Source organism: Butyrivibrio sp. FCS006 (genome assembly GCF_000424525.1).
Lineage (GTDB): Bacteria > Bacillota > Clostridia > Lachnospirales > Lachnospiraceae > Butyrivibrio.
Genome location: NZ_KE384204.1, coordinates 244,863 through 257,238, shown reverse-complemented (window position 1 = coordinate 257,238; position 12,376 = coordinate 244,863). Strand labels below are relative to the sequence as shown.

General features: G+C 44.7%; 10 protein-coding genes. All 10 read right to left on the bottom strand.

The genetic code is table 11. The annotated features are described in order from the left end of the window. Positions 1–24: 24 nt before the first annotated feature. From G633_RS0112455 to G633_RS0112410, 10 genes are read right to left on the bottom strand one after another with little or no spacing between them, the layout of a single operon-like run. Positions 25–1,668 carry a DUF6020 family protein gene (locus G633_RS0112455; protein WP_026520108.1) on the bottom strand — a complete coding sequence of 548 codons (1,644 nt, stop codon included), beginning with the start codon at positions 1,666–1,668 and terminating at the stop codon, positions 25–27. Continuing rightward, positions 1,655–2,602: a glycosyltransferase family 2 protein gene (locus G633_RS0112450; protein ID WP_026520107.1), complete on the bottom strand. Its 948-nt coding sequence runs from the start codon at positions 2,600–2,602 to the stop codon at positions 1,655–1,657. The genes G633_RS0112455 and G633_RS0112450 overlap by 14 nt, the downstream gene beginning before the upstream one ends. Positions 2,603–2,623: 21 nt before the next feature. Then, positions 2,624–3,163, bottom strand: a complete 540-nt coding sequence (locus G633_RS19385) for a GNAT family N-acetyltransferase (protein ID WP_022768112.1) — start codon at positions 3,161–3,163, stop codon at positions 2,624–2,626. A gap of 12 nt (positions 3,164–3,175) precedes the next feature. After that, entirely contained in the window at positions 3,176–4,924 is a 1,749-nt protein-coding gene (locus G633_RS0112440; RefSeq protein ID WP_026520106.1) for a hypothetical protein, read from the bottom strand. Between the two features lie 15 nt (positions 4,925–4,939). Then, positions 4,940–6,076 carry a dTDP-4-amino-4,6-dideoxygalactose transaminase gene (rffA, locus tag G633_RS0112435; RefSeq protein ID WP_026520105.1) on the bottom strand — a complete coding sequence of 379 codons (1,137 nt, stop codon included), beginning with the start codon at positions 6,074–6,076 and terminating at the stop codon, positions 4,940–4,942. Positions 6,077–6,079: 3 nt separating this feature from the next. Next, the gene (locus tag G633_RS0112430) at positions 6,080–6,583 is read right to left on the bottom strand and encodes a GtrA family protein (RefSeq protein ID WP_022768109.1); all 504 of its coding nucleotides are present in this window, start codon (positions 6,581–6,583) and stop codon (positions 6,080–6,082) included. An 11-nt stretch (positions 6,584–6,594) separates the two neighbouring features. Continuing rightward, the gene (locus G633_RS0112425; RefSeq protein WP_026520104.1) at positions 6,595–8,331 is read right to left on the bottom strand and encodes a hypothetical protein; all 1,737 of its coding nucleotides are present in this window, start codon (positions 8,329–8,331) and stop codon (positions 6,595–6,597) included. Next, complete coding sequence (locus tag G633_RS0112420) at positions 8,328–9,461, bottom strand: acyltransferase (protein WP_026520103.1); 1,134 nt, start codon at positions 9,459–9,461, stop codon at positions 8,328–8,330. The genes G633_RS0112425 and G633_RS0112420 overlap by 4 nt, the downstream gene beginning before the upstream one ends. A gap of 15 nt (positions 9,462–9,476) precedes the next feature. Further along, entirely contained in the window at positions 9,477–11,225 is a 1,749-nt protein-coding gene (locus G633_RS0112415) for an ABC transporter ATP-binding protein (RefSeq protein WP_022768106.1), read from the bottom strand. A gap of 6 nt (positions 11,226–11,231) precedes the next feature. Beyond that, a complete protein-coding gene (locus tag G633_RS0112410; protein WP_242838868.1) occupies positions 11,232–12,305 on the bottom strand; it encodes a glycosyltransferase family 2 protein in 1,074 nt (357 codons plus the stop codon). Positions 12,306–12,376: the final 71 nt, after the last annotated feature.

The following is a 12,376-nucleotide window of genomic DNA, read 5'->3' as shown; positions in this document are numbered from 1 at the left end:
ACAAAGAGGGCTTAATCAAACGGCTTACTGCGCCTCTTTAACGGCCTTTGCAGTCACCAAAAGAAGTGGCATGCAAAGCCACAGGTACAGGACGTACCTGATAAGATATGTAGGCCCAAGGAGCACTGTACAGAAAGTGAGTATCATGGGCATAAACGGCAATATATTTCCAAATTTCTTTTTATAGAGCCTGTAAGCAAACACGAACATGTAGATAAAAACATATAGTCCGGGACCAAAGAATAAGTGAAGCACCGGCGCATCCTGCTGGAATGAGCCGATGGACAGATATCTGTAGAGCTTATCAATTGCAGGGATAAGGCTCTTTCTCTCTCCCGGAGGCTCAACCTCGTAGCCAAAGTAGGAGCTGTCCTCGTAGGTGAAGGAGTAGACCGTGTTGCCCTTGTAAACGTTTATTATTGCCGGCGGATACCAGTAGCCGTAGGATGTAAGAAGCCACGCATTGACGTAGGCCATAGGATGCTTAACAAGCTGTTCTTTCCAGGCCTTCCAGAAGCCTGCGCTGTTCTGTTCATAGAGCTCGTTGTTAAAGTCAACCTTTACAAGGTCTGATACTCTGGGCGTGTATTTATCCAGGTTACTCTTTGGTATGTAGCTCTCTATCAGCTCTTTTTCCTGAGCAGTGAGACTATCGCCTTCATAAGCGTAGACTCTTGCCAGCTGCATGATTGGCACTGTGAGCATCTCCTGGTGATGAGTTCCTTCAGTGTGGCATACTGCGGACAAAAGGCCCGATAATGCCAGATAAAGCACCACCGGCGCTACAAGCATACCGATGAGCATGGGCTTTAAGCTCTTTCTGAAATAGATAAGAGCAAATGGAATAAATACCAGATATGCATAAAAGCCGTTGTGCCTGAACATGGGCATAAGTACTGCCGTAAGGACAAAAACTGCTATCTTCTTTTTGTCAGATAAGAAAACCTCAGGGCTTGCCACCAGCTGAACCAGAAATACTGTCAGCAGAAGGAGCAGCGCCGAAAACAGGCCGTCTTTACAGGAGCAGAGCGTGTACATGACTATTGTCGGGAACAGTCCATAGTACAAAACCCAGAGAATTCTTGATCTCTTTCCAATTCCGCGCTTCTGAAGGTAAGTGACCACATAGGCAAAGATAGCTGTTATCACCAGCATCTGCAGGAATATGTAGGCAAAGATTCCCACATTCCAGGAGCCTGATATCTTGTGGAACAGAGCGATAATTCCGCCCAGCAACAGGACATGGAGCAGCGGATGATGGGTGGTAAAAGACCTTGTAAGCACCTCGTTAAGTTCATCCTGAGCATCATAAACAAAAAATCCCGGAAACTCTGCCAGCATGACTGGAATGCTAAGAGCTATCATTGACAGGTAATTGATAAGGAAGTCTCTTCTTGATACCTCTGCATCACCTGTGCCCTTGGGAAGGGTGATAAAGCCAAAGAGCTTGCCACCGTTAAGGGCGCTGTCGTAGTTTCTCCACACGTACCTGGTATCAATGGTGAAGATCATGATGAACATCAGTAGGATCGACAGGGCATTTTTGTCACTTAAATTTATGGCATCTGCGCTTTCAAGCTGATATCCGAATATTAAAAAAACACTTGCTAAAACGCCAAACAAGCCTGACATAAGCCAGGCCATTTTTGCATCCTTATCTGGTTTCATCGCGGGTAGTCTCCCTGATAACGAACTGCGGATTCTTATTCTGTGATATATAGAGTCTGCCGAGGTACTCTCCGATCATTCCCAGCATCAGCATGATAGCTCCGCCCATGAAAACTACTGCACTCATAAGAGCCGAGAATCCAATCTGTACATCCGGCAGGACAAACTTCTTGATAATAGTGTAAATTCCGTAGATAAAGCCCAGTATTGCAAATATAGCACCTGTCACGGTAGCAATCCTGAGGGGCTTTATGCTGAAGGCAGTAAAGCCGTTGATCCAAAGGGCAAAGAGCTTACCAAGGGTATATCCGCTCTGGCCGACTTCCCTTCTTCTGTGGGTGACATCTACGTTTACGATATTTCTTGTGGTACGAAGGACAAGGCCTATTACGTAAGGGTATGAGCTCTCGTACTTGACCATCTCATTGACAACAAAGCGCTTTACGGCAAAGTAACTGGACACATAAAGGTCTTTTGGCTTACCAAGCATGACAGAGGCCATCCACTCATTCATGGCTGTACCGAAGTTCCTGAAGAGATTGTGCTGCTTGTGGCTGTACCTTGCGTAGGCAACATCTGCGCCGCCTTCAAGGGCTGCAATAAGCTTATCCACTTCGTCTGCAGGAGTCTGTCCGTCGTCGTCAAGGCAGACTACGTAGTCGCCGGTAGCAGCATTAAGAGCCGCCATGATGGCTGCATGCTGACCGAAGTTCTTGGCAAGGTTTATGCCGAGTATATTTTTCTGCTCACTTTTATCTGCAAGCTCACGGATCTTGCCCCAGGTGTTATCCGGTGAACCGTCGTTTACCAGGATGATCTCATAGGAATAAGAGGCCATCTTTTTCATGGTCTCTTCAATTTCCCTGATAACTCCTTCAAGGGTCTGTTCTGATCTGTAGCATGGAATGCAAAAACTGATTAGTTTCTTGGACATTGATTTTGCTTCCTCTCCCATCTATAAACTCTTTTCCATTATTATCATATCATCTTTTTGACCATCACTGCACAGAACCTTGGGAACATCCGCGGTTTTTACAAAACCTGCATGAGTATAGCTCTTTATTGCAGCGATGTTGGAGGCAAAGGCACGAAGTACTGCCTTTTTAAGTCCCAGCGTCTCCTTTGCATATTCAAGGGCCAGTACTGCTGCCTCTTTGGCGTAGCCCTTTCCGAGTGCATCCTCTTCACCGATGTAGATTCCGTACTCAGCCTCGCCTTTGGTTTTATCAATTCCGTGGAAATGAACAACACCGACGGGTCTTGGAATCCTTCTGTCCTGCCTGTTTTCACAGATGATGAATTGAACTGCCTTTCCGGTATCTATATTCTTTTCTTTCCAGGCCTTTTGGCCATCTATGGTAAAATCCTCGCGATATACGTGGTTCATACGGACTCTTGTCTTGTTTCGCCACTCCACGATCATGGGGATATCATCTTCGTCCGACAGGCGAAGGCTCACCAGATTTCCCTTTTTTACAAATTCATATTCTTTCATGCATATCTCCAATCAGTTTGCGGATGTGACCTTGTAGACATAGAACACATCTGCCACTGTATCTATCTTTTGAAGCTCTGTATTTACTCCCTTATCCAGGTAGTAGTCAGAAAGCCACTCGATTCCCGAGGACTCTTTGGTCACCACATAAACGCCATCGCTCAAAATGGCATCATGCATGGAAGCAAAGCCATAGGCACTCAACTTGTCGTAGTAAAGAGGACTCTTAGATGCCCAGCCTCCCATGAGGTCGTGATTGGCAAGGCGATTATCTACGCGGTCAAACATCTTTTCAGAGAAGGTTCTCTCACCTTCATCAGTGGCTTTGACCGAGGTGTAGACATCACAGAAGTAGAATGAGTCCCTGTTCTGTGCAAAGTAGTCATAGAGCGCATCATAGTGAGCTCTCATCACATCCCTCTCTGCCATCTCGTCCTTAATGACTCCAAACTGGTTTGGAATGAAGATAAGAGACGCCAGTGAAACTGCCACAAGAGGAACATAAGCATATCGCTTGCTATTTTTGCTTTCCAAAAGGATCATGCCAAGAAGAACAAATATCTCCATCAGGTAGAGCGGATGAGTAATCCTGATTGGGTCTCTTCCCCTCATTATGATGTAAAGCCACAGCGTAGTTCTGCAGGCAAAGAGCAGAAGCACCGAGAATATTCCGCAAAGCTTTTTTGATCTGTCCGGAGCAAGGCAATAAATAACAAATGCTGTTAAATAAAGCACCAATGCTATTATATTCCAAGGCGCATCCGTCATGGGATACTCATAGCTCTTTTGATAGGTTATATGTCTTAATCTGTACAAATAAGAGACTGTGCTGGCCTTAAGGTTTTCCATAAAGGGTGTCTCATCTGTCTTTTGCCCGGAGGCATATTCTGCCACAGCCCACAGAGTATCTGCATTTATCTCATCATCTATACCGTAGTTATAGTTCACAAGTAGCTGCTGTTCAGCTTCCGACAGACCAATACTGTCAAAGAACTCCTTGTTCTCTGCATAATCCGGTATGTACTGGAAGTCGTAAAGCTCTGTCCTTGCATCAAAGAGGTTATTAAACTCCTTCCACTCAGATGAAGAATAGCCTATCTTGTGGAGCACCATGGATACTGCTATACCGGCAATTATGAAAACCAGGAGTTTAAGATATTTCCAAAACAGGTCCTTTTGCATAAGCCACCTGGCAAATATTGCCACGCCTACGATAGGAAGGGTCAAAAGAAGCATCTCAGACCTTATAAGATATGCAAGTGTTATAAGAACTACCGCCAGTACGTGATCTCTTTTCCCATCTCCCTCATGCGTCATGATGAGGAAGGCTGCAGTTGCGGACATAAAGCCCACGGTAAAGGTGTACTGGACAAAAACAAAGTGAGAGCCTATGGTACCCAGCATAAACAGGAACACACAAAGAGCGGTTATAACCTTGGAAATCCTGTCTTCAAAAGCTGAAAAAGCACGCTCTGCCACAATATACACGCACAAAAACTGAAGTGCACATAAAAAGATGCCATACACATCAAGGCCCTTAAATACCCTGTAGATAAGGGCAATAAAGGCGCTGATGGGATACAGCATCTGAATGTTGTGTCCGGCGGGAGTCCCGGTATAGGCTCCCGACAATATATCTTTCATGAGCACATCATCATTAAGGTCAAAGTAAAAGTCCCCAAAACAAGAAACAATCACGAAAACCCCCAGCGTTAATAATGCAGGTACTATGAAGTTCATACCCTGATGTGCTTTTTTCATACAAAGAGCTCCGTCTTACGTAAATTTGTAGTACTCCTTAACCCTTGTAACTACCTCGTCCAGATCCTCGTCGGTCAGCTTGTAGTACATAGGAAGACGCAGAAGTCTCTCACTCTCCTTGGTAGTGTACTTATCTTCTCCCCTGAATTCGCTGTAGATAAGTCCTGCCTTGGCTGAGTGGAGCGGAACATAGTGAGAAGCAGGAAGGATATCGTTAGCCATGAGATAATCGATAAGGCCCTTTCTCTCCTCGAAGTCCTTACATTTAATGTAGAACATGTGGGCATTGTGAACGCACTCTTTTGGCACATAAGGCAGTTCAATAAGGCCCTTCTCCTCAAGAGGCTTAAGCGCCTCGTAGTATCTGTTGTAGTGATTTAATCTGTCAGCATTGATCTCATCTGCCATCTGAAGCTGAGCATAGAGGTAAGCAGCGTTCATATCACTTGGAAGATAGGATGAACCGGGCATGATCCAGCTGTACTTATCAACCTTGCCAAGCTTATAAAGGGTTCTGTTGGTTCCCTTTTCTCTGATGATGATGGCGTTATCAACATAAGTCTCATCGCGAAGAAGAAGCGCTCCGCCCTCGCCCATGCTGTAGTTCTTGGTCTCGTGGAAACTGTAGTTACCAAAATCTCCGATGGCGCCAAGAGCCTTGCCCTTGTAGGTTGCCATAACGCCCTGGGCAGCATCTTCGATGACAAAGAGATTGTGCCTTTTAGCGATATCCATGATGGTGTCCATCTCGCAGCCTACTCCTGCGTAGTGCACAGGAACGATAGCTCTTGTCTTTGAAGTAATTGCCTGCTCGATTTTTGTTTCATCAATGTTCATGGTGTCAGGTCTGATGTCGACGAAAATAACCTTGGCACCCCTTAAAACAAAGGCATTGGCAGTTGAAACAAAGGTGTAGGAAGGCATGATAACTTCATCGCCTTCTTTGATATCCGCCAGGATCGCAGCCATCTCAGTGGCGTGAGTGCAAGATGTTGTTAAAAGAGCTTTTGTAACTCCCGTCTTTTTCTCGATCCACTCATTATCTTTTGCTGTGTACGGACCATCTCCGCAGATCTTCTGGTTCTCTACACACTCTTTTATGTAATCAAACTCTTTTCCCGTATAAGGGGGAACATTAAAGTTAATGCGCATGATTTAATCCTCTTTTTTCTTAAATACGATAAGCTTACTGATGATGTAATTAAGTACTATTACAATAAACGTCGCTCCAAGCTTTACAGGCATCTCAGGGAACTTCAGAAGTGATACAAAAATAAAGATCAGGCCATCTTCAACAACAAGTGTAAAGAGTCTTCCTGCAGTGAAGGATCCTGCCTGCTTGAGGAAATCCTTTTTGTTATCAACTTTTCCGTCAAACACCCATGTTCTGTTTGTAAAAAACTGAAAAGCAACGCAAATAACCCAGTCGATAGTGTTATTTACGATTGGATTGAGGTGCATTACGCCCTCACCCATAAACCAGAACAGGAATATGCTCAGAAAGAATGTAAGTCCTCCGAAGAACAGATACAGAAGTCCTTCCTTATATTTCTTGTAAAAAGGTTCTAATATATTCAGAACCGGCAGTGACATGATCTTGTCAAAGATATCCTTCTTCTCTGCTACCTGTGTTTCAATTGTTTCATGTGTCTCAGTCATTTCATAAACTCCTATTTACTGCTAAAAACCATAAATCTATCATTCTCAAAGACCTTATTATAATCGTGATTAGCAATATAGTCCATCAAAATGTCATATTTCTCATCTATGTTGGCATACTCAGCGAGGTCTTTTCCCATGATCACAGAAGGTGCACCCCCGGAAGTGCTAAGCTCCATAAGCTGCTCATCAAACTTGGATGTCGAATAGCTGTCAAGATCCGGCCATACGGTGTCGATTGCAGGCTCCATATCAAGAATGTATGAAAGTCCCGGAACTCCACCAAATAAGAGGACTTTGTCCTGCAAAAGACCCTCATCCTTAAGCGCAGCATAAAGCTCATCCAAAGTAGCTGCATTCTCTTTAGTTGTCTTCATCCCCGAAACCTTAGGAATGCTGCAGTATGCATCTCTCTTACTTCCATCCACAGCATCCATAAAAGCAAAGCTGAAATGGAAAATGATACCCTGAACAATGAGCACGGTGATGACCATTGATATCATGGCCTGCCATGCGAAATGGTACTGAGCCTGTCCTACTCTCTGCATCAGCCGTCTCATGAGCCAGAGTGCTACCGGCGCAACTATAAAGAGGTTATTGATAACAGGGAAGGTGTAGTTGTTGCTTCCAAGGGGCGTTATGAGAATTATCATAAGCGCTGCAAAAGCAAGGGTCTGCTGCTGTTTGCTTCCGTTTAAAACTCCCGTGCTTCCTACGATGCACAGGATAAGCGCGATGATAACAAACATCATGGCTGCCTGGAAGACACAGTCATAATAGTGGTAATTCCTTGTAAATACTCCTCTTGAGAAATAGAACTTAACGACTATGAAAAGCCCTGCGATGTACAGGATCTTTTTTACCATAACATACTTGTCCGGAAGGAGCATGAACATGATGATCCCGGCAGCTATGCAGGGAAGCATGATAAACATGTCCGTAGCGGTACTGAAATATGCACTTATGATGGAACTTATCATTCCGCCTGCTGTATAGTCAGAGGCCTTCTCTGTCATTCCAAAAAGGCTTCCTATCATCTCAAAGTAAGCACCGGGACCATAAAGACCTACAATTCCGATAAAGGGAATCAAAAGGCCTGCGATATATCCTGCGATACAGATAAGGGTCTTTTTCAAAGTCTCCGAAAATTTGCCGTGAGTTATAAATGCGTAGAACCATAAAACCAGTATCATTGCAGCTTCTACCACATTTGGAAAGCGAGCCATAACGCTCATCCCAAAGCATACGCCTGCAAAGACAAGAAAGAGGTTCTGTCTTTTCCACTCGAAGATTCCCACCAGCAAAAGAAGTGTTCCCAGCGTAAAGAACAGATAGGTCAGATAGTTGTACATGATGACTCTTGGGCACCAGCACAGGCTCTCTGCAATGAACTCACCGATGAAGATCATCCAGCCCGGCATCCACTTCTGCAGAAAGTAATAGGGCAAAAGAGCTATCAGACTTATCACAAAGCTGCAATATACGCTCATTCCCAGCATGGTTCCTGCAAAGGGAAGGTTCATAAACAGCCTTCCTGCCACGTTACTGAGGAACGTTGACAGAGCCCACATGGGATCTATATTTCCAAGAAACTCATAGTTTGAAAGGCCGTAGGTGGTGTCCGTTATATCCAGCCCCAAATTAAGGCCAATAAGCGGATATAAGAGAAGGATCACGGGAAATACGTACTTTTCCAGCGGAGCCTGGTACTTTTTTAAATTAAGGAAATAGCTTCTAAAGTTTCTCAATCTAGTTCCTCGTCCAGCTTTCTTACCTGCTTAAACAGCCAGGTGTCATGAAGGACTCTTCCCACATAGTCAAAGATCATCTTTCTGATCCAGTCCACAAAAATACCTGCTAAAAATACAATGAGTATCGACCTTACAGCGTGCCAGGCAAACAGAGGAACACTATAGGTCGGAACGCTTCCCATAAGGCTTTCCATCCACTCAACCCATCTGTCTCTGATCTCCACATGCATGTGAAGAAGGTATACACCAAAGGTGAGGGGGCCAAGGAATCTTACCACATCGGCAGCTTTGTTCTCTCTCATCTTAAAGAACCTGAAGAAGGAGAACAGTCCAAGCGAACCTGTTAAAGTGAAGAAAAAATTGAAGTTAAAGGGTACTTCCTGAAAATGAGCAACTCCGCCCCAGTTATAGTTTATGTAATAAAGAGAGATACTCATGGTGGCTATGACCGCACATGATATCAGAAACACGAGGGCACTGTTTCTTGCGTTGTAGAAAAGAACAACATCGTACTTGCGGATATATGCCGCTATGAGATAGAGGCATATAAACCATCCGTAGTCATATCCGAACTTATCCGTTGGGAAAAGAACCGGAACCACACTTTTTATAAAGCAGAACCAGGTAAGGAGAAGAAAGATCACTGCCCTCATCTGTTTTCTTGAAAGTTTCTCAACAGCTGCATTCATAACAGGTGCCAGGATGTACATGATCACATAGGCTGTCACAAACCAATAATGCTCTGAAGAAATCGGGAATATGTATTCCACGATTTTGTACATGGAGTCATATCTTACTCCGGAAGATGCTCCGACAGCCTGCATCACAAGGGATATTATCAGTGTGTAGAAGTACACCTGACAGATCAAAGTGATGATGCGGCTGAGTTTCACCTTGCCCTTTGAGAGAAAATATCCGCTTATCAGCACATAAACATTAAGACCTGTTATTACAAAGGCCTCCATAATATTGGCAAATATATTGACGGCTGTCGCAGGAAGTCCCAGCTGAAGCAGCGCATTCGTGTGCGTGTTGTAATGCAGAGTAATTATCATGAACATTGCAATCACTCTTAGAAGTTCAAAGCTGGGATTTCTCTTTTTACCCAAAGAATTAGTACCTTCCATAACTCCTCCAAAGCTTTACTTAAGTGTAGCCTTACCCTCTCCAATACTGTAGATCATGTCGCACTTCTCAATGGTCTGAAGCCTGTGAGCGATAATGACCAGGGTCTTTCTTCCGTGAAGTCTGTTGATGGAATCCATGATGGCTGCCTCGGTGTCATTATCCAGGGCAGATGTGGCTTCATCAAGAACCAGAACCTCAGGATCTTCAAAAAGAGCTCTTGCAATACCGATCCTCTGGCGCTGTCCACCTGAAAGACGAATACCCCTTTCGCCTATCTGTGTGTCGAGCCCCTCAGGAAGCTCTTTTACAAACTCATCAAGAGCTGCTTCCTTAAGTGCCTGCCAGACCTTATTATCATCTATTTCATCATCGGGAACGCCAAATGCCACGTTCTTTCTGATAGTTGAATCCGTCATGAAGATTGTCTGAGGGATGTAACCTATATTCTTAAGCCATCCCTGATAGTTGGTGTTTACATCCACGCCGTCAGCCAGGATCCTGCCGTTCTCGGGCTCAAGGAGTCCCAAAAGCACGTCAACGATTGTTGTCTTACCTGCTCCGGATGTTCCTACGATACCGACAGACTTACCAACAGGAATCTCCATGGTAGCCTTATCGAGGATGAGCTTGTCCGTTCCGGGATACTTATAGGTAATATCCTCCATCCTGATGGTCTTTGTCACAGGGAGCTTGGTAACTGCAGTCTTAACGCGGTAGTCATCGCTGTTGTAGGAGATTGACTCATCGTGGATCTCCATCTGGAGATTGTCGCTTACATTGTCAAGGAAAGGCTCAAAATACGCGATGGATGTCAGGTAGTTGTTGATCCTGTTGGCGCTGGGCAAGAGACGCGCTGCAGCTGCTGCAAGGACTGTGAGCTGAGGAAGGAGCGTCGTGATGCTGGTTCCTGAGAGCATAACTACAAGCATGTATCCGACCATTCCTGCGATGGCGATGGTCTCGATAAGGAGTCTTGGTGTTGAGTTGTAGAGATTGTACTTCTGAACGGCATTTACATAGCCTGCTCCGCAGTCAGCGTAGCCATTGATGAAGTAGTTCTCTTTATTTGCAACCTTAATCTCTTTTATACCTGTTACGGACTCGTAGATCCACTTGTAAAGTCCGCTGTAGTAATCCTGGTTATCCTGACCTGCCTTGACCATTACAGGCTTGATAAAGTACTTGATGACAAGGAGCACGATTACAAGAAGAGTTGCTATTGTCAGTGTCATCCTGGCATCCTGACTAAGAAGGATAGCTACCAGGCAGACAAATACTATGATCTCACTGATAAGCTGAAGGCAGCTAAGGATCAGTGCGTAGAGATTGTTTACGTCTGATGTGATATTCCTCTGGATTACCGTTGTATCAGCGTTCAGATAATACTCATAAGGACGCTGCATGAAATTGATCATCATGCGCCTTGATGTTGCGAACTGATTGGTATATACAAACCGAAGCTGAACAACATTCATGAAATATAAGAACACGTTCTTGATGACAAAGACAAGAATCAGCGCCACCATGATAAGAGCCGCCAGCTGGGTTGTACTGCTAAGGTTAAAGAGATTGTAGACGCCTGATAATATCTTGCTTTCTTCCACCTTCTGGGGATCGATGACAACTTGCATAACTGGTGCTATCATTGCGATACCCAGTGATTCCAGGACGCCACCAATGAGCATGAGAATTACTATGCCCACCATCTGTCTCTTTTGCTTCTTATCAAGAAGCACTTTTAATTTGCTGATAATCTTACGCATTAAGCTTTAATTCCTTCCTGACAGACTGCTCCTTAGATCTCTGTAGAACCACAACAGCCTGTAGTATATATAAAAGAATAAATGGGACTTCATCTGAAATCCTATGAGTTTCCTCTCCTCAGGATGTATCTTCTCCAAATAATAACGATTGTTCTGGAAATTTGGGAAGGTCTCTTTCATCTCTTTTCCAAGAGCTTTGCAAAAATTATAACATCCTTTAATTTTGTATCTTTTTGGCATGGCTGAGAACAATGTGTTGACATAAAATAACACAGTGTACTGAAATTCTATCTCCGGAAGATAGTCTTCATAATAGCCATTTCCCTTTGCCTCGGACACTATCATCCTGCCGGCCACCATTCGGTCCTCGAGGTTCTTTTTTGAAATGCTGTGGACCGTTGATGAGTCATGCTGATAGTAAAAGTAAAGAGGCTCCTGGAGGTATTCAAAGTGTTTGGCTCTCGTCATCCAGGTGTTGCTGACCGCATTGTCTTCGTAGAAAATGTCTTCAGGGAAGATATCCACTTTATCCTTGGTCCCGGGCACATAGTCTCCCAGGATAAGTTCCCTTTTATATACCTTGACCACAAGACTTCCGGTCTCGATAAGGAGCTTCCGGTATCTCTCTTTGTCCATGACTCCGGTCTGTTCAAAGTTATTGTTGTGGACGATCTCGCCAACCTTGAAGCTGTGTTCATGGGTCAGGTTGTAGTCACAGCCGACCATATCGGCTCCGGTCTCTTCGGCCTTGCCAATCAGTCTCTCGTAGTAGTCGGGAACAACCCAGTCATCGGCGTCTATAAAGCCGATCCACTCGCCCTTTGCCCCGGCAAGTCCTATATTCTTGGCTCCGCCCTGATGACGGTTCCTGTCGGAGGCGATGGCGATAAATCTGTCAGGGTATCTGTCCTGATAAGACCTTAGTATCTCCAGAGAGTTATCCGTTGAGCAGTCATCTACAGCGATAATCTCAAAGCTCCCGGGCGCAAGGGTCTGATTTACAAGACTGTCCAGGCAGTACTCCAGCTTCCCATCCGCCGCCATATTATAAACCGGTACGACAATACTTAGTTTGATCATATTCTCCCCGTAATCTTGCCTCTCAAACAACAAAGGAAGCATCGGCCACTTAAAGACCAGGTGCTTCCGAT